General features: G+C 31.7%; 24 protein-coding genes. 12 read left to right on the top strand and 12 right to left on the bottom strand.

All coding sequences use genetic code 11. From position 1 onward, the window contains the following. The first annotated feature begins 76 nt into the window (after positions 1-76). The 3 genes from ACFQ1O_RS10375 to ACFQ1O_RS10365 all read left to right on the top strand — a co-directional run bounded on the left by ACFQ1O_RS10375 (position 77) and on the right by ACFQ1O_RS10365 (position 2,460). Positions 77-589 carry a DUF2480 family protein gene (locus tag ACFQ1O_RS10375; protein ID WP_377715953.1) on the top strand — a complete coding sequence of 171 codons (513 nt, stop codon included), beginning with the start codon at positions 77-79 and terminating at the stop codon, positions 587-589. A 92-nt stretch (positions 590-681) separates the two neighbouring features. Further along, on the top strand, positions 682-1,587 hold the full coding sequence (locus tag ACFQ1O_RS10370; RefSeq protein WP_377715952.1) for a DUF3078 domain-containing protein: 906 nt from the start codon (positions 682-684) through the stop codon (positions 1,585-1,587). Between the two features lie 90 nt (positions 1,588-1,677). Next, a complete protein-coding gene (locus ACFQ1O_RS10365; RefSeq protein WP_377715951.1) occupies positions 1,678-2,460 on the top strand; it encodes an alpha/beta fold hydrolase in 783 nt (260 codons plus the stop codon). Here the strand turns inward: ACFQ1O_RS10365 and ACFQ1O_RS10360 are convergent. The 6 genes from ACFQ1O_RS10360 to ACFQ1O_RS10335 all read right to left on the bottom strand — a co-directional run bounded on the left by ACFQ1O_RS10360 (position 2,457) and on the right by ACFQ1O_RS10335 (position 8,962). Continuing rightward, on the bottom strand, positions 2,457-3,998 hold the full coding sequence (locus ACFQ1O_RS10360; protein ID WP_377715950.1) for a T9SS type A sorting domain-containing protein: 1,542 nt from the start codon (positions 3,996-3,998) through the stop codon (positions 2,457-2,459). The genes ACFQ1O_RS10365 and ACFQ1O_RS10360 overlap by 4 nt on opposite strands. A gap of 197 nt (positions 3,999-4,195) precedes the next feature. After that, a complete protein-coding gene (locus ACFQ1O_RS10355; RefSeq protein WP_377715949.1) occupies positions 4,196-4,978 on the bottom strand; it encodes an enoyl-CoA hydratase/isomerase family protein in 783 nt (260 codons plus the stop codon). Positions 4,979-4,981: 3 nt separating this feature from the next. Next, positions 4,982-6,448: a sensor histidine kinase gene (locus tag ACFQ1O_RS10350; RefSeq protein ID WP_377715948.1), complete on the bottom strand. Its 1,467-nt coding sequence runs from the start codon at positions 6,446-6,448 to the stop codon at positions 4,982-4,984. A 42-nt stretch (positions 6,449-6,490) separates the two neighbouring features. Continuing rightward, entirely contained in the window at positions 6,491-7,033 is a 543-nt protein-coding gene (locus ACFQ1O_RS10345; RefSeq protein ID WP_377715947.1) for a CopD family protein, read from the bottom strand. Between the two features lie 5 nt (positions 7,034-7,038). Then, positions 7,039-8,055, bottom strand: a complete 1,017-nt coding sequence (gene hemH / locus ACFQ1O_RS10340; RefSeq protein ID WP_377715946.1) for a ferrochelatase — start codon at positions 8,053-8,055, stop codon at positions 7,039-7,041. Position 8,056: 1 nt separating this feature from the next. Further along, complete coding sequence (locus ACFQ1O_RS10335; protein ID WP_377715945.1) at positions 8,057-8,962, bottom strand: helix-turn-helix domain-containing protein; 906 nt, start codon at positions 8,960-8,962, stop codon at positions 8,057-8,059. A gap of 192 nt (positions 8,963-9,154) precedes the next feature. On the opposite strand from ACFQ1O_RS10335, the gene hemA reads away from it, so the two are divergent. From hemA to ACFQ1O_RS10320, 3 genes are all read left to right on the top strand, one after another. Further along, entirely contained in the window at positions 9,155-10,399 is a 1,245-nt protein-coding gene (hemA, locus tag ACFQ1O_RS10330; RefSeq protein ID WP_377715944.1) for a glutamyl-tRNA reductase, read from the top strand. Between the two features lie 8 nt (positions 10,400-10,407). Beyond that, on the top strand, positions 10,408-11,325 hold the full coding sequence (gene hemC, locus ACFQ1O_RS10325; RefSeq protein WP_377715943.1) for a hydroxymethylbilane synthase: 918 nt from the start codon (positions 10,408-10,410) through the stop codon (positions 11,323-11,325). 86 nt (positions 11,326-11,411) lie between these two features. After that, positions 11,412-12,422 (top strand): DUF559 domain-containing protein, encoded by a 1,011-nt coding sequence (locus ACFQ1O_RS10320; protein WP_377715942.1) that lies wholly within the window; start codon positions 11,412-11,414, stop codon positions 12,420-12,422. On the opposite strand, the gene ACFQ1O_RS10315 is transcribed toward ACFQ1O_RS10320, so the two are convergent. Continuing rightward, complete coding sequence (locus tag ACFQ1O_RS10315) at positions 12,419-13,711, bottom strand: aminopeptidase P family protein (protein WP_377715941.1); 1,293 nt, start codon at positions 13,709-13,711, stop codon at positions 12,419-12,421. The two genes, ACFQ1O_RS10320 and ACFQ1O_RS10315, sit on opposite strands and share 4 nt — an antisense overlap. 227 nt (positions 13,712-13,938) lie before the next feature. On the opposite strand from ACFQ1O_RS10315, the gene ACFQ1O_RS10310 reads away from it, so the two are divergent. From ACFQ1O_RS10310 to ACFQ1O_RS10290, 5 genes are read left to right on the top strand one after another with little or no spacing between them, the layout of a single operon-like run. Further along, a complete protein-coding gene (locus tag ACFQ1O_RS10310; protein WP_377715940.1) occupies positions 13,939-16,770 on the top strand; it encodes a glycosyl hydrolase in 2,832 nt (943 codons plus the stop codon). Positions 16,771-16,782: 12 nt separating this feature from the next. Continuing rightward, complete coding sequence (locus ACFQ1O_RS10305; RefSeq protein ID WP_377715939.1) at positions 16,783-17,646, top strand: hypothetical protein; 864 nt, start codon at positions 16,783-16,785, stop codon at positions 17,644-17,646. A 55-nt stretch (positions 17,647-17,701) separates the two neighbouring features. Next, positions 17,702-18,208 carry a GNAT family N-acetyltransferase gene (locus tag ACFQ1O_RS10300; RefSeq protein WP_377715938.1) on the top strand — a complete coding sequence of 169 codons (507 nt, stop codon included), beginning with the start codon at positions 17,702-17,704 and terminating at the stop codon, positions 18,206-18,208. Further along, positions 18,208-18,867, top strand: coding sequence for a TIGR02117 family protein (locus tag ACFQ1O_RS10295; protein ID WP_377715937.1), 660 nt, complete (start codon positions 18,208-18,210; stop codon positions 18,865-18,867). Before ACFQ1O_RS10300 ends, ACFQ1O_RS10295 begins: the two co-directional genes overlap by 1 nt. Positions 18,868-18,869: 2 nt before the next feature. Then, positions 18,870-19,397, top strand: coding sequence for a hypothetical protein (locus tag ACFQ1O_RS10290; RefSeq protein WP_377715936.1), 528 nt, complete (start codon positions 18,870-18,872; stop codon positions 19,395-19,397). A gap of 31 nt (positions 19,398-19,428) precedes the next feature. On the opposite strand, the gene ACFQ1O_RS10285 is transcribed toward ACFQ1O_RS10290, so the two are convergent. From ACFQ1O_RS10285 to ACFQ1O_RS10265, 5 genes are read right to left on the bottom strand one after another with little or no spacing between them, the layout of a single operon-like run. After that, entirely contained in the window at positions 19,429-19,839 is a 411-nt protein-coding gene (locus tag ACFQ1O_RS10285; protein WP_377715935.1) for a VOC family protein, read from the bottom strand. Positions 19,840-19,865: 26 nt separating this feature from the next. After that, positions 19,866-20,225, bottom strand: coding sequence for a SnoaL-like domain-containing protein (locus ACFQ1O_RS10280; RefSeq protein ID WP_377715934.1), 360 nt, complete (start codon positions 20,223-20,225; stop codon positions 19,866-19,868). A 34-nt stretch (positions 20,226-20,259) separates the two neighbouring features. Next, positions 20,260-20,640 carry a hypothetical protein gene (locus ACFQ1O_RS10275; RefSeq protein WP_377715933.1) on the bottom strand — a complete coding sequence of 127 codons (381 nt, stop codon included), beginning with the start codon at positions 20,638-20,640 and terminating at the stop codon, positions 20,260-20,262. A 1-nt stretch (position 20,641) separates the two neighbouring features. Continuing rightward, complete coding sequence (locus ACFQ1O_RS10270; RefSeq protein WP_377715932.1) at positions 20,642-21,598, bottom strand: succinylglutamate desuccinylase/aspartoacylase family protein; 957 nt, start codon at positions 21,596-21,598, stop codon at positions 20,642-20,644. Between the two features lie 9 nt (positions 21,599-21,607). Beyond that, positions 21,608-22,489, bottom strand: a complete 882-nt coding sequence (locus ACFQ1O_RS10265; protein WP_377715931.1) for a RimK family alpha-L-glutamate ligase — start codon at positions 22,487-22,489, stop codon at positions 21,608-21,610. Positions 22,490-22,630: 141 nt separating this feature from the next. Here ACFQ1O_RS10265 and ACFQ1O_RS10260 point away from each other — a divergent pair, with 141 nt between their 5' ends. Continuing rightward, positions 22,631-23,308, top strand: coding sequence for a succinate dehydrogenase cytochrome b subunit (locus ACFQ1O_RS10260; RefSeq protein ID WP_377715930.1), 678 nt, complete (start codon positions 22,631-22,633; stop codon positions 23,306-23,308). Positions 23,309-23,313: the final 5 nt, after the last annotated feature.

Genomic DNA, 23,313 nt, shown 5'->3' with positions numbered 1-23,313 from the left:
AATTAAATACTACACACTGAGCTTGTCGAAGTGTTATAAACTTATTAGGCTTCAGTAAAACGAAGCCTTTTTTAATATGGAAGAACCAATAAGAAATAGAGTAGCAGAAAACACCAATTTAATTACATTTAATTTAGAAGATTATTATGTAGAGGGTAATAGAGTAGTAATTGATATAGCTCAGTGGTTAGATCAAGGCTTTATTTTAAGGGAAAAAAACTTTAGAGAAAGTTTAGATAATCATAACTGGGAACAATACAAAAACAGCTATGCAGCTATTTATTGCAGCACAGACGCTATTGTTCCAGCATGGGCGTATATGCTTGTTGTCGTTAAAATTAAACCGTTTGTCGAAAAAATTGTAAAAGGTAGCTTAGAGGATTTAGAAACTAGTCTTTATGAAAGTGTTTTACATCAGCTAGATTTGTCTCAGTATAAAAATAAAATGGTAATTATAAAAGGCTGTTCATCTAAGCCAGTTCCAGAAAGCGCTTACTTAACCCTTACATCTTTATTTATGCCAATTGCTAAATCTGTAATGTACGGAGAAGCTTGCTCTTCTGTTCCATTATACAAACAGAAAAAATAACGCAACCATCAGATTATCAGTTATTTGTGAATTTTGTTAAAAAGATATGGATGGTTATATTTGCCGCCGAAATAAATTAAAACTTTCAAATTATGAAAAAGGTAGTATTAGCATTAGCGTTTGCAATGGCTACATTCGTAGGTTTCGCTCAAGAGAAAGCTGCTAAAGATTCAGTAACAGAAGGATGGAAAAGAGCAGGAAATGTTCTTATTACATTTAATCAGTCAGCATTTAACAAAGAATGGACTGGCGGAGGAGTTGGTAATACAGCAGCTAATATTTTAGTTAATTATGATATTAACTATAAAAAAGGCGATTGGATTTGGGATAATAAGATTATTGCAGATTATGGTGTAAATAAAAACAAGGGAGCTGAACGTTTTACTAAAAATAACGACCGTTTAGAATTCAATTCTACTGCAGGTAAAAAAGCTTCAAATAATTGGTATTATTCTGCTTATTTCAACTTAAGAACTCAAATGGATGCTGGTTCAGTTTCATTTGTTAATGATAATAATACTCCTCTAGATACATCAGATGATTTTAATCAGGATATAACAACATCACATTTTTTCTCTCCTGCGTATTTTCAGGCAGGACCAGGTATGTTATGGAAAAAATCAGATAACTTATTTGTAAATATTTCACCAGCAGCAGCAAAAATGATTATGGTGCATAAACATTTTACTGAATTTGGAGATGCTTTTGGTGTAGAAAAAGGAGATGCTATTCGTTTTGAATTAGGAGCAGCTGTTAGAGGTTATGCTAAGTTTGACATCATGAAAAACATTTCTGTAGAAAATATTTTAGCTTTATATACTAACTATTTAGAAGATCCACAGAATGTAGATATAGATTATACAATGAACTTAGCGATGCAAGTAAATAAGTATATTTCTGCTAACTTAGTTTTTCAAGCTATCTATGATGATAATGCACAACCAAAAGGTTTCCAGATTAGAGAAGCATTTGGTTTAGGATTTAACTACGCTTTCTAGTAATTAGAGATAATAATATATTAAAAAGCAAGTCTTATAAAGGCTTGCTTTTTTTATTTTTGCAAAAGATTAAATAGAGGCGTCTAAAAAATGCAACAATTAATATATAAAGGAACTACTGTAAGTTATACAGATGAGGGAAAAGGAAATACCATAGTACTGTTACATGGTTTTTTAGAAAATAGTACTATGTGGGATGCTATAAAGCCTAGTTTGTTAAAGCGAAATAGAGTAGTATGTATTGATCTATTGGGCCATGGAAAAACAGAATGTTTGGGCTATGTGCATGAAATGGATGTAATGGCCGATGTAGTTGCAGAGGTCTTACAATATTTAAAAATTAGACGGTCTATTTTTGTAGGCCATTCTATGGGAGGGTATGTTTCCCTTGCTTTTGCAGAAATGTATCCGGATAATGTAAAAGGTTTATGTTTGCTAAATTCTACTACAAGAGCAGATAGTAAAGAGAGAATTGAGTTGCGTAGTAGAGCTATAGAAGCAGTTAAAACCAATTATAAGAACTTGGTAAGAATGTCTATAAGCAATTTGTTTAGGCCTAAGAATAGAAAAGTTTTTCAAGCAGAAATTAAAGCAGTAAAAAAAGAAGCATTAAAAACTCCTTTACAAGGCTATATAGCAGCTCAGGAAGGCATGAAGCTTCGTTTTGATAGAGAAGCATTACTACACTTTTCTCCTTATCCTAAGATGATGATTTTAGGTAAGAAAGATCCTGTTTTAAATTATGAAGATTTATTAGATCAGTTAGAGGGTACAGAAGTCTTAAAAGTAGAACTTCCTGATGGCCATATGAGTCATATAGAAAACCAACAGGAAGTTATAGATGCTTTACAAGAGTTTGTAAAGGTTTGTTAATTTTTAAAGAATTTGTTAGTAGTTAATAGAGAGTTATTATTGTAAATTTTAATAACATAAAATCCTTTTTTTAAACGATTCACATTGATGTTGTGTTCCTTAGTTTCAATAATTAGTACACCGTTTACATCGTAAATTTTAGAGGAAGTGAACTCTTCTTCAGATTCAATTTTTAATGTTGATATTACTGGATTAGGAAAAACCTTTATGTTTTTTTCTGAATTTCTTTGCGGCCCTAACTCCTCGTGTGGATCAGTAGAATTTTTCTCCATATACAGCACATAAGTTGTTTTGGTTGTAGAGCAACCAGTTAAATTATTTGTTACTGTAACTGTATATGGGTAATTACCAGCTGCATTTTTATAAATATATATTTGGTTAGCAGTACTTATAACATTGCTATTAGTGCTTGTTCCTTCGTACCACTTATAGCTAAAATTATTATTTGGTAATCCATGAACTTTTCTTGTAGTAGAATATCCTGGTGTAGCAATTAAATTTGCTCCAAAGTGAAAACTAGGTCCTCCATGAACAATAATTCTTTGTTGCTTTTCAAACCACGAATTACTAGGTCCTGAATTCATAGCTAATTTTATATGGTATTCTGTAGTTGTACCTTCAGGTGATGTAAATCCGTATGGATAAATTTGAGACAAGTTAATAAGATTATAAGGTAAACCTTGATACCATTTTGTAAACCATTTAGAAGTTGTTCCATTTGAGTTTTTTTGGTGTATTTGTATAAAGTAGGCTAAATTTTCATGAGTATCGATTGTTTTACTAGCATCTAAAATTACCTCATCACCACTGCATATTGTAATGCCTACATGATCGTTAGAATCATAACCGTTTAATACCATTGATAGGTAACTAGGGCCTAATTGTCCTTCAAAATGCACATCATCTACATAAACATGTCCTTGTTTTGTTGTAGCGTTAGATGTGTTAATATTTAAGTATGGAATGAATAAGAGTTTAGTATAATTTTGAGTAGGTGTAAAATTATTAACTGTTATTTGTTGCCAGTTACCATTTGTGCTAGTTCGGTTTACAACAATATCTCCGTTAGTAATTACATTATTGATGTTGTTAGATATATTGGTGTTCATGTTGTGAGTAGCATTGCTATTAGAAAAATTAGCAGTAGCATCATTGGTAGCTATTACATAGAAATGATCAAAATAGCCACTAGTTTTTAATTTAAATTGTAGGTTATAGCTAGCCCCAGCTTGCATAGGGTAATACATAAAGAAAGACTCTCCAGTTCTTTTCCAATTAGATCCACCAAAATTTTCTACTCTATGCCAAGCATGTGCAAATCTATTACCACTCGTGGTGTATACATTATTAAAACCATTAGGTTGTGAATCTGGTGTTCCTTTATGTGCATACCAACTATTCCCTAAATGTTGTTTTGTAAAGGCTTCATGAGGTTGAGCTCCATTTACATTTTCAAAGCTACCATTAGTTGGCTGGTAATTACTTGCCAGTAAGAGGTTGCAGATAAATAATAATTTGATAAAAATTAATTTTTTCATAATTGATTAGTTTGTAATATTTATCATCAAAATTATGTAGTACTAATCAATGTTTAATTTATGACTTTCTGAAAAGCTTATTATTATTTCTGAAAAGTATGTTTTTGTTAATGAAAGTATTTATTAGTTGATATTTGAGAATAAAAAACTCCTTAGTAAATAGACTAAGGAGTTTTTAAAAAGTATATTAATATATATTATTTACCTGGAAAATCAGCCTTTCTCTTTTCTAAAAATGCAGTGGTTCCTTCTTTAAAATCTTCTGTTCCAAAGCAAATACCAAATTGAGTAATTTCTGTTTGGTATCCGTTAACACCATCTTTAAAGTTGTCGTTTACAGCTTTTATGGCATGAGCAATAGCTACAGACGAATTGCGCATGATTTTATTGGCAATTTTATGAGCCAATGGTAATAATTCTTCCTGAGGAACTACATGGTTTACTAATCCAGACTGTTTAGCTTCTTCTGCTCCAATCATACCAGCTGTCATAACCATTTCCATAGCTTTTCCTTTACCAACTAACTGTGGTAAACGCTGTGTACCACCATAACCAGGAATAACTCCTAAAGAAACTTCTGGTAATCCCATTTTAGCATTATCGCTAGCCAATCTAAAATGAGTAGACATAGCCAATTCTAATCCACCACCTAGAGCAAAACCGTTTACTGCAGCTATTACAGGAGTAGATAAATTCTCTACAAAATCGAATAAAGTTTTTTGTCCGTTTCTAGCTAACTCAGTTCCCTGCTCAACAGAAAAATCAGCAAATTCAGAAATATCTGCACCAGCAACAAAAGCCTTTTCTCCAGATCCTGTAATAATAATTACTTTGGTATTTGCATCTTTATTTAAAGAATCAAAAGCGCTATGTAATTCGGCTATAGTAGCCTTGTTTAATGCATTTAATTTTTTTGGGCGATTAATAGTAATGGTTCCTATTCCGTTTTCTTGACTTATTAAAATGTTTTCGTAGTTCATTTTTTATGTTTTTGGTAGTGTTACCGTAAATATGGTTCCTTTGTTTTCTTGAGAGGTAAAGGTAATATTTCCTTTGTAAGTTTCTATAATATTTTTAACCATTGCTAAACCTAATCCCATCCCACTGGTTTTAGTGGTAAATTTAGGTTCGAAAATTTTATACTTGTTAGATTCTTTTATTCCTACTCCATTGTCAGAAACATTAATAATTACATTACTTTTATCATCCTTTACACTTACAACAATATTAGGAATCCTTTCTGATGATTTTGCTTGAATAGCATTTTTAACCAAATTAGTAATAACTCTTATTAGTTGGGTTCTATCAAATGTGGTAATAATTTCTTCTCTTTCTGCATTAAAAACAATATGGTCATCATTAAAAATATCTAGTGCTAATCTAACAATTTCAACTACATTCAAAGTTTCATTTTTCTGAGCGGGCATTTTAGCAAAATTAGAAAAAGCTGAAGCTATAGAACTCATGGTATCTATTTGCTGTATAAGAGTTTTAGAATATTCATCAACCTTAGTGTAAACATCTGGATCATTGGGGTCGAATTTTCGTTGAAAACTCTGTACGCTTAAGCGCATGGGAGTTAGTGGGTTTTTAATTTCATGAGCAACTTGTTTGGCCATTTCTCTCCAAGCTTGTTCACGTTCGCTAGTAGCTAATTTTACAGCACTTTCTTCTAGTTCATCAATCATACTGTTGTATGATTGAACTAAAGTATTTATTTCTTCACTAACATTTTCGATTTCAATTTTAGTATTTCTCTTATCTAAGCGGGTTTGGTTAATACGCTCGCTAATGGTTTTTAATGAACGTGTTATGTACTTAGATAAGAAATAAGCTAAGGCAATAGCTATAATTAATACAAACAGGTAAACCAAACTCAACCATTTTAAATATTCATTTAGATCAGAAGTAATTATTTCATCATCCTGAACATACGGTAAACTTAAAATAGCTAATGGTTTAAACTGAGGATCTGTTATATAACTGTAAGAAGATTGAATTGTTTTGTCGCCTTCAATGGTTTTATCAACAAATCTTTTATCAACCGATTTCTTTAATTCATCTAAAATATGCTGAGGAAGTCTTTCGGGTGATAAATCGGTTCCCTCACCTAAAGACGAAGCGCTTGAGGCAATTAGAAAGTCACCTTCAAAATTATAGAGTTTTATCTCGAGATTATGAACATCGGCTAACTCATAAATAAAATTATGCCATTTAAATATCTTAGGAATATTTTTGGTTATAATAGGATAGTTGGTTCTGTTTTTTAACTCATAGCCTATTTGATCTTTAACCGTATGTTCTTTTCTCAATAATCTTTCATCATGATATTCTTGAGCTTCTCCGTGGTATTGGTATACTGCGGTAATAACCATTAATACTGAGGCTAACAGCACTAAAAATATCATAGATAAAAAGATTCGAAGTCGTAAAGAGAGGTTTTTGAGCATTGTTATTAAAATTACTTTTTAAAGATAGCAATAATCACACCACTAATTCTTTTCTCTGTAACGTTTGTAAATTTTAAAGAGAATCATTAAAATAACTGCTAACGAAATAATGCCAATTACCCCAAAAATCCAATTAAGTTGATGTCTTAAAATAACTAAAAACACTACAGAGAAAAGGATAATTGTGGCACCTTCATTAAACAAGCGCATAAAGTTTGAGCTATGCTTTATTTCTCCTCTTTGTAGTTGTTTATATATCTGGTGACATTTAAGCTGATAAATATAAAGCAATAGAACAAATCCTAGTTTAATATGCATCCAAGGAGCTTGCAACAAACCTTGATTTAAATATAGTAAAGTAGGAGCCAAAATAAGTGTAAGAATTGCAGATGGCCAAGTAATAATAGTCCATAATCGTTTTGCCATTAGTGCCAATTGTTTACCTAGAATTTCTTTTTCAGGGGATGGCTTTTGAGATGCTTCTATTTGATAAACAAATAACCGAACGATGTAAAACAAACCAGCAAACCAAGTAATTACAAAAATTAAATGTAGTGCTTTTATATAGGGATAATATTCGTGCATGAGTATTAATTTTTAGACCAATCGTTTATCCAGTTTGCTATTAACTCAGCCCAATCATTTCTATCGTTCAAGCAAGCGACCGTTGTAAACTCTTTACCTCCAACTTCTTTAAATAACTCTTTTCCTTCCATTGCAATCTCTTCTAATGTCTCTAAACAATCAGAAACAAAGGCAGGAGTAACAATAGCCATTTTCTTAGTTCCTTCTAAGCCAAGTCGTTCTATAGTTCTATCTGTATATGGTTGTAACCACGGATCGAAACCTAAACGTGATTGGAAGGAAGTACTATAAGTTCCTTCCTCTAATTGTAGTTTCTTAGCTACCTGTTTGGTTGTTTCATAACATTGATGTCTATAACAAAACTGATGTGCCTCAGATGGTGTATTACAACAACTACCATCTATTTTACAATGAGATTTAGTAATATCTTGTTTTTTAATATGCCTTTCCGGCACTCCATGGTATGAGAATAATAAATGCTCATAATCTAAATCTTTTATCTCTTCATTAATGGAATTTGATAAAATATTGATGTAAGCTTCTTTGTTATAAAAAGCGGGTAAAGAACTAATTTTTAAATCAGGAAAATATTCTTTTTGCAATTCGTCTGCTAAAACCGTAATTGTCTCAGTAGTAGCCATTGCAAATTGAGGGTATAATGGTATAATCAAAACATCATCTACTCCTTTAGATATTAAGTCTTCTAGGCCTTTTTTAATGGTCATACTTCCATAACGCATTGCTAAACCAACAGGTAGATTGGTATGAGACTGCACTTTGTCTTGCAATCTTTCTGATAATACAATTAAGGGAGAGCCCTCTTTCCACCATATTTTTGAATAAGCTTCTGCCGATTTTTTAGGACGTGTATTTAATATGATTCCTCTAACAATAAAGCTACGTAACCAATATGGTACGTCTATTACTCTAGGATCCATTAAAAACTCGTCTAAATATCTTTTTACATCTTTAGGATCTGTACTATCTGGAGATCCTAAGTTTACTAATAAAACGCCTTTCATTTTACTCAGCATTATTTACAGATTGAACATATTTTTTTGGGGTAATACCAAACTTCTTTTTAAAAGCCGCTATAAAATGACTTGAAGTGCTATACCCTACTTGTAAACCTACTTCGTTTACATTATAAGTATTGGTTTCTAATAAACGCCTAGCTTCTTCCATTTTATAATGAAATAGGAAATTAAAAACGGTATCTCCATATATTTGTTTAAAACCTTCTTTTAGTTTTTTAAGAGGTAAACCTATTTCAGAAGACAATTCTTGTAAAGTAGGTGGTTCTGCCATTCTATCAATTATAATATCCTTAGCTTTTCTAATTTTGGCTACATAATGTTCGTCTATTAAAAACGGACACTTTTCATTTTCAGAATCTTCATTCTTGTTAAAATACAAACTTAGTAATTCGTATATTTTTCCTTTTACGTACAATGTCTTGATAGAACTATGAATTTCAAAATTCAATATCTGATTTAAAACAATGGCCATTTGTGGGGTTGTATCGCCGTCTCCATAATATTTTTTAGACTTATTGTCTTCACTTAAAAAAGGAATATAACTAGATTCTTTAGAAAATAGAGAGTGGAACTTTTCTATCGATATAAAGAAAGAAACCAGCCAAGATTTAGATCGTAACTCTAAGTTAATCGGTAGTTTTAATTCTGTATTGTATAATAAGATATTTTTACTGTCTAATACATCAAAAGAATAGCTGTTGTTATTGTAATTAAAACGAGAACTACCCTTTAAACAAAAGTGAAACTGAATGTATTTATTGTCGACATCACGTTCGTATACTTGGGTTGTATTAGTCTCATTTTTAAACAATAACACAAAAAAGCCTTTTTCGATGTTAATTTCGTTTATAGGCCCACTAGCGATGTTTTTTTCTTCTTGATTTGTAATCATAATCTATTAGTTTATTTAGAACGACTCTAAACAAACAAGGTCTAAACACCTTATTTCACTGCTAAATTAAACTTTTATACTGTTTTACTATCATAATTATATCGAAAAACTTAAAAACGACATTTATCGAACCTCTAGCGTTGTTTTTTTTAAATGTGTCATCCTATTTTTGCTGCGTACTTTAATAAGTATATGCAAAATAGACCTCAAAATACAAGAAACACTTTTTACGCAATTGGGCTTAGTTATAAAAAAGCAGATGCCGAAATGCGTGGTCGTTTTAGTTTAGATAATATTCAGAAAGAATTATTATTAGAAAAGGCAAAACAAGAAGGGGTTTCGAATTTACTTATTACATCTACTTGTAATAGAACGGAGTTATATGGTTTTGCTCAACACCCTTTTCAGTTAATTAAACATTTGTGTGATATTACTTCTGGAACTGTAGAAGAATTCCAAAAGGTTGCTTACATATATAAAAGCAATGAAGCAATATCTCATATGTTTAAAATGGGTACAGGTTTAGATAGTCAGATTTTAGGAGACTTTGAAATTATAAGTCAATTAAAAGCTAGTTTCAATTTATCTAAGAAGCACCAAATGGTTGATGCATTTACTGAGCGATTAGTAAATGCGGTTATACAAGCTAGTAAAAAGATTAAAAATGAAACGGAAATTAGTTCTGGTGCAACTTCAGTGTCTTTTGCTTCTGTTCAATATATTCTTAATAATGTAACTGAAGTTTCTGATAAGAACATTTTATTGTTTGGAACTGGAAAGATAGGAAGAAATACTTGTGAAAATCTAGTTAAGCATATAGATAATAAACACGTTTCATTAATTAACAGAACTAAAGATAAAGCTGAAAAGATAGCTGGAAAGTTTGATGTTACTGTTAAAGATTATGCCAATCTACAAGCTGAAATTTCACAGTCAGATATTGTGATAGTTGCTACTGGAGCTCAGCAGCCTACTATAGATAAGGAAGTGTTAGCAGGAACTAATAAAGAATTGTTGTTGTTAGATCTTTCTATTCCTAAAAATATTTCTGATGATGTTTTAGACTTGCCGAATGTTAGATTGGTACACCTAGACGATTTATCTAAGATGACAGATGAGACTCTAGAGAAGCGTAAAGCTTACATTCCTAAGGCTCAAGAAATTATTGAAGAGATAAAATCTGAATTTTTAGCTTGGCTAGAAACAAGAAAGTTTGCTCCAGCAATTAAGGCTTTAAAGTCTAAATTACAAGAAATAAAATCGGAAGAAATAGATTTTCAAAGAAGAAAAAACAATCAGTTTGATCAAGATCAAGCAGAAGTTCTTTCCGACAGAATTATACAAAAAATCACTAAGCATTTTGCTAATCATTTAAAAGACGATAGCACATCTACAGACGAAAGTATTGCGGTGATTTCTAAAGTTTTTCAATTATAAACATCTCTATGGATAGAGTGATAAAAATCGGAACTCGCGATAGTCAATTAGCACTATGGCAAGCTACCACTGTACAGAATAAATTAGAAGATTTAGGTTATAAAACCGAATTAGTTCCTGTAAAATCTACAGGCGATTTAGTTTTAGATAAGCCTTTATATGAGTTAGGAATAACAGGTGTTTTTACCAAAACATTAGATGTAGCAATGATCAACAAAGATGTTGATATTGCTGTACATTCAATGAAAGATGTTCCTACTATTTTACCAAAAGGAATTAGGCAAACAGCTGTTTTAGAAAGAGCCAACACCTCAGATATTTTAGTACACAAAGGTCTTGGGTTTTTAGAGTTAGAAGGAACTATTGCAACAGGAAGTTTACGCAGGCAAGCGCAATGGTTAAATCGTTACCCAAAACATAACGTGGTAGATTTAAGAGGCAATGTAAATTCTCGTTTACAAAAGTTAGAAAATAACGATTGGAATGGAGCAATTTTTGCCAAAGCAGGTTTAGAAAGAATCAATATTCTTCCAGAAAACTATATTGATTTAAGTTGGATGATTCCTGCTCCAGCTCAAGGAGCTATGTTGGTGGTTACTATGGAAGATGATAGCTTTTGTACAGAAGCTGTTGCAAAGTTAAACCACAAAGAAACTGAAATTTGCACAACTGTAGAAAGAGAATTTTTAAGAATATTAGAAGGTGGTTGTACGGCTCCTATAGGGGCTTTAGCAACGGTTGAAAATAATGAATTGACTTTTAATGGAGTGTTGTTTTCTTTAGATGGAAAAGAAAAGAAAGAGATTGAAATAAAAAATGTACCACTAGCTAAGGTTAAAGATTTAGGTAAAGAATTAGCTAGGCAAATATTAGCTGACGGAGGTGCAGAATTAATGCAAGAGATAAAAGCTGAAATCAACAAATAGTGAAATAAGTTCTTAGTCAGTTCCCTCTCCTTGGGGGAGAGGGCTAGGGTGAGGGGAAAGCACAATCAGGTATATTGTGAAAATAAATGAAAAACCAAATTAAAAAAGCTAGAGAGTTACGTCAACAACAAACCAAAGCCGAATGTAAACTTTGGCAGATTTTACGTAATAGAAAAGTTTTTGATTTAAAGTTTCGTCGCCAACATCCAATTAAAAGTTTTATTGTAGACTTCTGTTGCTTATCTCATCAGTTAATTATTGAACTGGACGGAGAGACTCATAATAATTCATTTCGGCAGAATTACGATTATAAAAGAACTAAAATATTAGAAAAACTTGGTTATGTAATCTTAAGATTTGATAATAAATTAGTGTTCGAGAATCCTGATATAATAATTTCTTGTATAAAAAAACATATAGAAGAACCCCTCACACCAACCCTCTCCCATGGGAGAGGGAGCAGAGTTATTGTTTCTACTAAAATATTAACTCAAGAGCAAAAAAGACTATTAAAGAATATTAGCTTAATAGAATACGATGCTATTTCTATTGAAAGAGTTCAGTTTAATCCAATTACTAAACCAGTCAAGAATGCAATTATAACCAGTAAAAACTCTGCTCAAGTTATAATCGATAATAATATTGTTATTGAAAATGTATTTTGTGTAGGAGAGAAAACGAAACAAATTCTTCTAGATAGTAACTATTCAGTTATTAGAGTTTCAAAAAATGCACTGGAGTTGGCTAATTATTTGGTAAATAATTTTGAAGGGGAAGAATTTATTTTCTTTTGTGGAAATAAAAGAAGGGAAGAACTACCTAGTTTGTTATCTAAGAATAATATTTCTTTTAAAGAGGTCATTGTTTATGAAACTAAGCTTCAAGCTAAGAAGATTAACGAAACATTTAATGGAGTGTTGTTTTTTAGTCCTAGTGGAGTGGAAAGTTTTACACTAGAAAATGATTTAAAAAACATAACTGCTTTCTGTATTGGGAATACAACTGCTCAAGAAGCAAAAGAGCATACCGACTCAATTTTAATTGCAAAAGAAACTACTATTGAATCGGTATTAGAAATTGTTAATGCTTTTTTTTAAGAATTCATTAGATCTTCTATTTCATCAGCCTCAATAGGGATATTTCTCATTAGGTTAAATGGATCTCCTTTTTCTTGTATAACCACATCGTCTTCTAAACGAATCCCAAAACCTTCGTCTGGAATGTAAATACCTGGTTCAACTGTAAACACCATACTAGCTTGCATAGGCTCAGTTAATATTCCATAATCATGAGTGTCTAATCCCATATGATGAGAAGTCCCATGCATAAAATACTTTTTGTAAGCTGGCCAATCTGGATTTTCATTTTGCACATCTGCTTTATCAATTAATCCTAAGCCTAATAATTCAGAAGTCATTAATTTACCAACCTCAACATGATAATCTGCCCAAATTGTTCCAGGAACTAGCATTTTGGTCGCTTCATTCTTTACTCTATTTACAGCATTATAAACCGCTTTTTGTCTGTCTGTGAATTTTCCAGAAACAGGAATTGTTCTAGACATATCACTAGAGTAATTAGCGTATTCAGCTCCTACATCTAATAGAATTAAATCACCAGCTTTACATTGTTGATTGTTCTCTATATAATGCAAAACATTAGCATTGTTTCCAGAAGCAACAATTGGAGTATAGGCAAAACCTTTAGAACGGTTGTTTAAAAATTCATGCATAAACTCTGCTTCAATATTGTATTCCCAAACACCAGGTTGAACAAACCCTAAGATTCTTCTAAAACCTTTTTCGGTAATGTCACAGGCTTTCTGGATTAAATCCAATTCAATTTGATCTTTAACAGAACGCAAGCGTTGTAAAATAGGATTGCTTTTTGCTACTGAATGGGCAGGATATTTCTCTTTTAACCATTTAGTAAAACGATCTTCTCTAGTTTCGGTTTCTACATTAGCTCTGTAATGCTCATTAGTGTTGATATAAACAGTATCGCACTGAGTCATTATTTCAAACAAAACCTTCTCCAAATCTTGTAACCAATAAACGGTTTTTACTCCGCTAGTTTCAAAAGCTTTTTCTTTGGTTAGTTTTTCTCCTTCCCAAACAGCAATGTGCTCATTGGTTTCTTTTAAGAATAACATTTCTTTATGCTTGTCATGAGGAGCATCTGGAAATATTACTAAAATACTTTCTTCTTGATCTACACCACTTAAAAAGAAAATATCTCTATGTTGTTCAAAAGGTAATGTGCTATCTGCACTTACAGGGTATATATCGTTAGAGTTGAAAATTGCTAGACTGCTTGGTTTCATTTGAGCAGCAAAATTCTTTCTGTTTTTTATAAAAAGTTCGCGGTTGATTAAATCGTATTTCATTGTTTCTAATTTGAATTAAAAATGAAATGTCCCCTTGAGCGCAGTCGAAAGGTTTTTTGTTTTACGAGATCGGTAAAAAGTTCTCGTTTGCGCTCGAACAGACAAAACTAAATTATTAAATAATTATAGTATCTCATTGAGATTCCAAATTTAAGGAATCTGAATTAATAATAGATTGCTAATTATTAGCTATTTTTATGCTTATTCTAACTTAATTAAAAGAATTCATGCGTTTATTTCAGCTTGTATTTATAATACCTTTTTTAACATTGGCACAGCAGCCATCTACTCCTGTTGAATCTGTAAATAAAAACCTTAAAATAAAGACTCAAAAGCAAAAAGAGTCAGAGGTTAAAAACATACCTTTTAAAAATATAGGACCTACTATAATGAGCGGTAGGGTAGTTGATGTTGATGTAAATCCTGCCAATCCAAATGAGTTTTATGTGGGTTACGCCTCAGGTGGTTTATGGTATACGAATAGTAACGGAACCAAATTTGAACCAATTCTTGATACAACACAAACACAGAATATTGGTGATATTGCTGTAGATTGGAAAAATGGAACAATATGGGTAGGAACAGGAGAAAACAATTCGTCTAGATCTTCTTACGCAGGAATCGGGATATTAAAGTCTGTAGACAAGGGTAAAAGTTGGACTAATGTGGGTTTAAGAGATTCCCATCATATAGGCAGAATAGTAATTAACCCAAATAATCCAGATGAAGCAACAGTTGGTGTTTTAGGGCATTTATACTCTTCAAATTCCGAAAGAGGAATTTATAAAACTACAGATGGGGGAAAAACTTGGAAACAAACTTTATTTATATCAGATAAGGTAGGAATAATTGATTTAGTTGTAAGCCCTACTAATTTCAATATTCAATACGCTTCTTCTTGGGAAAGAGATAGAAAGGCTTGGAATTTTGTAGGAAGTGGCAAAGGTTCTTCTATCTATAAAAGTTTAGATGGAGGTAATACTTGGAATAAAATTGAAGAAGTCTCTGGTTTTCCTACAGGAGAAGGAGTTGGAAGAATTGGCTTAGCGGTTTTTAATGATGATATACTTTATGCAATTCATGACAGTCAATTTAGAAGAGAAAAGGCAACCGATAAAAAAGATACTGGATTGACTAAAGATTCATTTAAAACAATGACAGTAGATGAGGTTTTAAGTCTTACCGATAAAAAATTAAATGCTTTTTTAAAGAAGAATGGATTTCAAGAAAAATATCGAGCAGAAAACGTAAAGCAGTTGTTAAGATCGAAAACAATAGAACCAAAAGATATAGCACATTACCTAGAGGATGCTAATTCGTTGTTATTTGATACTCCAGTTATTGGTGCTGAAGTGTATAAAAGTATAGATGGAGGAAAGACCTGGAAGAAAACACATGAAGGATATTTAGATGATCTTTTCTATTCTTATGGATATTATTTTGGAGAGATACGAGTAAACCCAACTAATCAAGACAAAATATATGTTTGTGGAGTTCCTATTCTTAGGTCTGATGATGGAGGAAAGAATTTTATTTCTATCAATCAAGAAAATGTTCATGCAGATCATCAAGCCTTATGGGTAAATCCAAATTTATCGGGTCATTTAATAGATGGTAATGATGGAGGTTTAAATATTTCTTACGATGATGGTGAAACATGGTATAAATGCAACACACCAAGTGTAGGACAATTTTACACAGTCAATGTAGATAACGAAGAGCCATATAATGTATATGGTGGACTTCAAGATAACGGAGTTTGGGTAGGGCCAAATACTCACAAAGAAGATAAATCTTGGCATCAATACGGTAAATATCCTTACGAGTCTTTAATGGGGGGCGATGGAATGCAAATTATGATTGATAACAGAAATTCTAATATCGTATATACGGGTTACCAATTTGGTAATTATTATAGAATTAATAGAGAATCTGGAAAGCGCAAATATATACAGCCTAAGCACGAGTTAGGAGAAAGACCTTACCGTTTTAATTGGCAAACACCTATTTTATTATCAGAACACAATCAAGATATTTTGTATTTAGGAGGTAATAAATTAATGCGTTCTATGAATCAAGGAAATGATTGGAAAGCAATTTCTAATGATTTAACTAATGGTGGTAAAAAAGGAAATGTAGCCTACGGAACTATAACCGCTGTTGCAGAATCTCCATTTGAATTTGGCTTGTTGTATACGGGGAGTGATGATGGTTTAATTCATGTTTCTAAAGATGGAGGAGCTAGTTGGACAACTATCTCAAATACTTTACCTAAAGATTTATGGGTGTCAAGAGTAGTGGCTTCTCAACATAAAAAAGAACGAGTTTATGTGACTTTAAATGGATATCGTTGGGATGATTTTACCAGTTATATTTATGTATCGGATGATTATGGTATAACTTGGAAACGCATTAATAATGGCATTCCAGATTCACCAGTTAATGTAATAAGAGAAGATCAGTTTGATGAGAATATTTTATATGTTGGTACAGATAACGGATTGTATATGAGTTTTAACAAAGGAGCCAATTGGGAAGCTTTTGTAAATGGTATACCAGCTGTTGCTGTTCATGATTTAGTTATTCAAAAACCTACAAACGATTTAGTAGTTGGAACTCATGGTAGAAGTATTTATAAAACTAATTTAAATGTATTCAAAGATTTCAAAACAGTAAAGAACAAAGATTTACATTTATATGAGTTAAATGATATTTCTCATTCTAATTCTTGGGGTTCTAGTTGGAGTAAATGGATGCCATTAAATGAGCCTAAAGAAGATATAGCTTTTTACTCTAAGCAAGAAGGAGATGTTTCTTTATTAGTGAAATCTGAATCTGGAAAAGTATTAAAAGAAGTTCAGTTAAAAGCTGATAAAGGATTTAATGTAATTGAATATGATTTAAGTATTACTGAAAAAGGAAAAAAGACCTTAGAAAAAGAATTAGATATAGAAATTGATAAAAAGAAAAATGAAAAATTCTACTTGCCAAAAGGGGAGTTTGAAATAGAAATAAAAAATAAAACCAATAGTTCTAGCGTTAAGTTAATTGTAGAATAAAACCCAATATTTATGAAGATGAGAAGTTTTTTATTAGCACTAATGTGTTGTAGTTTGTTTTGGTCTTGTAAAGATGATGATGCACAGCCTGTAAATGAACCACAATTAATTATTAAGTTTAAGTTCGACCCGACACAAGAACGTTTAGGTAACTTAGGTACTCCGGTTGGCATTCCTGAAGGAAATGCTGCTCAATCACCCAATTTTAATGTAATGAGTGCTCACTATATAGAGTTAGCTCCAACAGCTACTACTGCTTTAGGAGACGGACAAATTATTTATAAAGGATTAGAAACTACAGCTGGAGGAGCTAATGCAGTAGATTTTCAGCAAGCTAAAATTGTAACAGAAAACGAAACTTTTTTAAGTATTCCTTTAAACTCTGTTCAAGCTGGAACTTATGAGTGGGCTCGTATATCTCTTACTTATCAAAACTATAATATTGGTTTTTTATTTAACGGAACAGATTATACAGGTACTTTAGCAAGTTTTGTAGGGTTTAATAATTATATAACTAATTATGATGTTGATACTCAAAATGTAATAGTAAATGATAATAAATTACAAGGTTATTGGGCTTTTGAAACTTTAGGGAATGTGTCTGAAGGGCAAGCGCCTGATGGTGCTACAACTGTTCCTAATCCGATAGCTAATACATCACCTGTTCCTCCTGGTTCTTGTGTAGTAACTGGTGAGTTTGAAAATGGATTTACCATTACAGGAGAAGAAACTCAAAATGTTGTTATAACGATGTCGTTGTCTACTAATAATAGCTTTGAGTGGACAGAAGTTACTGCAGATGGTAAGTTTGAACCTAGTATAGGTGAACAAGTTGTAGATATGGGATTTAGAGGGCTAAAACCAATTGTTGAATGATTTAAATTTATCCCCTCTCCTTGAGAAAATGGCTAGGGTGAGAGGTTGAAAATGTATGGTTAAAGATTTTAATTTTGAATCTGAACGATTGATAACATCTCAATTACTAAAGGACGATGAAGCTGTATTGTTTGAAATGTATTCAGATAAAGAAGCTATGAGGTTTAGAGGTAGTGGAGCTATGAATACCATAAAAGATGCTACTCATATGGTAGAGAATCAGCTTAGTTTTAATAATGGCACTTCAAAGTTGAGATTAGGGATAAAGAACAAATCTCAGAATACACTATTAGGAACATTACTTTTGGTTTATAATAATGAAAATCCAAATGAGTATGAAGTAGGTCTTTCTTTTGGTAAGAAATACTGGGGAAAAGGATACGCCATAGAAACGCTAAAGATGGTTGAAGGTGAATTGAAAACGCATCATAGTAGTTGCAGCATTAGAGCTTGGTGTATGAAAGATAATACAGCTTCTATTAAACTTTTTAAAAAGGCTGACTATATTGAGCAACAGCAAAGTGAGTATCCAAAGAGTTTGCTGTTTATAAAAGCATTGTAATGATTGTAAAGTTGGTAAAACATATTTTTAAATTCATAAAAAGAATCCTATTACTATTCTTTGGCTTTATAGTTTTATATCTAGTAATAGCTTGGATTTGTTCTAATATTAGTACAAATCCAACAAGTTCTTTAGAAACCGATTTTTATGAAATATATGTTGGAACAAACGGAGTGCATTCGGATATTATTCTTCCCATTGAGCTGTTAGATGATTCTTTTAAATCTTTAGATTATAAAACCAATCCTAAATATTTAGCGTTTGGTTGGGGAGATAAAGGGTTTTATTTAAACACTCCTACTTGGGGAGATCTTACTTTTTCTACTGCTGTTAATGCGGTGTTTTTAAAAAGCTCAACAGCTATGCATGTAACCGAATATAATGATATTGATAAGAATTGGAAAAAAGTAGCAATAGATAGTTTTCAATTGTTATCGCTGTTAAATTTTATTCAGAATTCATTTCAGTTTAATTCAAATAATAGCACTATTAAGATCACCAGTTATTCTTACGGAAATAACGATACGTTTTATGAAGCTACAGGAGGCTATTCTTGTCTAAGAACATGTAATACTTGGACTAATGAAGCTATGAAAAAAGCAGAGGTTAAAACCGCTATTTGGACACCTTTTGATTGGGGTGTATTAAAACACTTATAGACATGATTAAAAAAATACTATTTACATTTTTATTATTTCTAAGTATTAACCTTAATGCCCAAGAAAAAAAAGTTAATTTCCCTAATGATTATTTAGGGGTTTATAAAGGAAAGTTATCTATTACATCGGTTCGTGGAGCTCAAGAAATAGATATGGAGTTTCATTTATTAAAAACTGATGATGAAAAAAAATACCATTACATCATTGGATATATTTTTGATGGCAACCGTCAAGAACGCAAGTATACTTTAATAGAGAAAGATAAGGAAAAAGGCAATTATGTAGTAGATGAAAATAATGGAATTATTCTAAACGCTCAACTATTTGATAGCTCCTTATATTTTATGTTTGAGGTTAATGGCACCATTCTAACCACTACCGAGCACTTTTATAAAGACTCGATGGACTTTATAATAACAGCTACCAATAAAGAAAAGGCATCAAGGACAATTGCAGATGGTGAAGAAGCTACAGAAGTATTATCATACCCGATATCAACCTTGCAAAAGGCACATTTAATAAAACAATAATAAAAAAAACCTCTCCTATGAGAGGTCTTTGTTAATGCTCAGAACTAACCATCCACTGCACGCCAAATTTATCGGTAAGCATACCAAATTTTCCTCCCCAAAATACAGGGCCAAATGGCATGGTAGAGTTGCCACCTTCTAGAAGGTTATTGAAAACTTTTTCTGCTTCTTCTTCATCAAGAACATTCAAACTCATATGAGCATTATTTCCTTGAACAAAACCTGGGTGAACACTATCTGATAGTAAAATGTTGTTGTCTTCTCCAAAAGCTAATGTTGCATGCATAATTTTATCTTTCCAAGTGTCTTCTATTTTAAAAGAACCAGGAGGAGCATCTGTAAATCGCATCATCATTTTTATTTCTCCACCTAATACATCTGCATAAAAATGTAAAGCTTCTTCGCAATTTCCATCAAAGTTTAAATACGGATTTAATTTCATAATTGGTTATTTTTTTAGATTATTAATTACATATCATAGAAAAATTGTTCTTTCACAATTTTTCCTTCTTTTACTTCATAAACGCATAACTCTTTAATTTGAGTTCTACCGATATCTTTAAAAGTAATGTCGTTTTCCATACTAACAACAAAGTAGTTTCCAGTAACTATAGGATCTGACACATAAGCTGAATGAATGTCTGCAACATTCTTCTCCCAAGCTATGGTTTTCTTTCGGATGTTCTCCATTCCTTCAGTAATCGGAGCTCCAGATTTTACGTCTTCTATACTTATAATATCAGAGTGATATAATTCTTCTTGTGCTTGTGGATGTTTCTCTTGTCGGCACAATTCAACTAATCTATTAGCTATTTCTTGTGTGGTCATTTTTATGTTGTTATAGTTATAATATTGTCAAAGGTTATTTTTTAAATATTTCATTGAATTCATTTTCATCAATTATATTTAAATTCAGTAAAGCCATGGAGTAATACGGTTCATATTTTTTGATATCAGTTTTGGTTTTTAATTTTTCTAGCAAAGGAAGCAATCTTTCATCTCCCCTGAAATTAGGAAGTCTTTTTAATCCAGACATTACTACTCCAGAATCTGTATCATTCATAATAGCATATTCAAGTACTTCGAAAACTTCAGGGTTTCCAGTGTTACCAAGTATTATTATATCACTCATTCTATCATCAGAATTTTTAGATTTAAACTTTTCTAGCTTTAGATAAGTTGTTTTTTCTGAAGTATCTTTTTGTTTTTTAACTCCGAAAATTTTCTTTAAGATGTTTATCATATTACGATAGGTTTTCTTTTCCAATATGAAATAAAGCATCTCCTTGGTTTACCAAAGGATGATTGTTAATACAAAAAACATATCCATCAAAAGGTGCTTTAATAACAGTACTTCTGTTTCCATAAGCGTCGGTAATATATCCTAAAACCTGATCTTTTTCTATAGAGTCACCATTATAAATGTTGGAGGTGAAAATCCCTCCTTTTCTAGCTCTGATCCATTTTCTGTAACAAAGAGTAACGGTGTTGTTCTTTGAAGAATTAATATTAGGTTGATCAATCATGTCATATTCAGCCAAAATTTTTAAGCTACCATTAATACCTTCGTTTATAGCAAGTTCATCAAAGCGCATGCTTTCTCCTCCTTCAAACACAATAATAGGCTTGTTTTGTTTGTTTGCGGTAGCTCTAAACGATTTGGCTATGAGTTTAGATTCAAACTGTATAGGTGCATTGAACAGTTGAGCTAATTTCTCACTAGTTTCACATTCAGGCGTATAACGTATTTGCGGGTAATTGCTCCTCATAGCTCCTCCGGTATGAAAATCTATTCCAAAATCTATATGAGGTAAAATTTCATTAGTATGGTAATAGGCAATTCTTCCAGCTAAAGAACCCAATTTAGATCCGGGAAAACTTCTATTTACATCTTTTCCATCTGGTAATTCTCTTGAGAAGTGAATAAAACCATAAACATTTAATAAAGGAATAACAATAACACATCCTTTCTTAAGCTTAGTAAAGTATTCGTTTACAAGCATTCTTTTACAGGTTTCAACACCATTAATTTCATCTCCATGTAAGCCTCCTTGTAATAGAACTGTTGGGCCATCATTCTTTCCGTTAAACACATATATAGGTATTTTTATAGGGGTTCCTGTAGGTAAAGAACCAATGGGTAGTTTTATAATCTTATTTTCTCCTGGAAGAATTTCGGTATTGTATATGGTTTTGGTCATTTTTATTGGTTAACCTTGTACTTTCTTTTCAATCAATTTAATAATTTCCCCAGCTATATTCACCTTAGTGGCTTTTTCAATACCTTCTAAACCCGCTGATGAATTGGCTTCAATAACTAAAGGACCGTCATTAGATCGAATCAAATCTATTCCAGCAACATCTAGTCCTAAGCATTGGGCGGTTTTTACAGCAATTTCGTGTTCTTTTTCGGTTAGTTTTATAACAGAAGTTGATCCACCTCTATGAACATTACTTCTAAAATCATTATCGCCACAACTTCTTTTTATACTAGCTACAACTTTATCTCCTACTACATATGCTCGAATATCTTCTCCCTTAGATTCTTTTATAAACTCTTGAATTAAAATAGGTTTGTTCAAGCTTTGCATAGTTTCTATAATAGATATAGCCGATTTTTTACTTTCTGCTAACATAACTCCCAAGCCATGAGTACCTTCGAGGAATTTAATAATATATTGATTTCCTGTCAATAAATCCAGTTGGTCTTTTAAAGTATTGTTGTTTTTAGAATATAAAGTTTTAGGAATAGGTATGTTATTTTTAACCATATGTTGCATGGTAAACAATTTGTTTCTGGAGCGTAAAATGCCTGTAGAATTAGCAATATTGTAAACACCATTTTTTTCAAATTGGTTTACAATTGAAACGCCCTGTTCGGTAAAAGAAGCTCCAATTCTAGGTATAATTGCATCTGCACGACCAGTTATATCTTCACGGTTAAAAAATATTTTAGGTTTTTCTTTGTCAAAGAAAATAGAGCATTGTGTGTGATCAACAATTCTAATATAATGACCTCTTCTAGAGGCTTCGTTAAACAATCGTTGGGTAGAGTAAAGTCTCCCACTCACAGAAAGTAAGTATATTTTCACAAGTTGGTATTTAATAAGGTTAAATATAAATACTATTTATTTTAAATACATTCTAAATAAGTGATAAAAGCTCTTTAATTTTTTGTTAAGTAGCCTATTAAAATTAAATTTGCTAGAATTTTTAACTAACTCTAAAAAACAATGAGCGGATTATTAAAATCTTCTATTGGAAGAAAGTTTGCCATGGCGCTTTCTGCATTCTTCCTGATGTTTTTCTTATTGCAACACTTTGCAATTAATTTAACATCTATATTTCCAGACAACGGAGCAACTTTTAACGAATTATCTCATTTCATGGGAACCAACCCATTGGTTCAATATGTAATGCAACCAATATTAATTTTTGGTGTTGTATTTCACTTTGTTATGGGGTTTGTTTTAGAATTAAAAAATAAAGCAGCTCAAAATGTAAAGTATGCTAAAAACAATGGGGCAGCTAACTCGTCTTGGATGAGTAGAAATATGATCTGGTCTGGTTTAGCAATCTTAGCTTTTATTGTATTGCACTTTATAGATTTTTGGTTTCCAGAAATCAACACAAAGTTTATTCAAGGAGACTGGTCCGGAATGCACAATGGTGAGTACAGATACTTCCATGAGTTACAACACAAGTTTGTAAGCCCAATAAGGGTTGGTGCTTATGTTGGTGCTTTTGTGTTTTTAGCAATGCATTTATTACACGGATTTAATTCAGCTTTTCAATCTATGGGAGCGAATAATAAATATACAAACGGTTTAAAAACCTTTGGAAAATTATATGCAATTTTAATTCCGTTAGGATTTATTGTTATTGCATTATTTCATCATTTAAATCATTAATACGC

This window comes from Pseudofulvibacter geojedonensis (assembly GCF_042675745.1).
Taxonomy (GTDB): domain Bacteria; phylum Bacteroidota; class Bacteroidia; order Flavobacteriales; family Flavobacteriaceae; genus Pseudofulvibacter; species Pseudofulvibacter geojedonensis.
The sequence above is the reverse complement of the archived record's forward strand: the minus strand, read 5'-3'. Positions and strand labels throughout refer to the sequence as shown.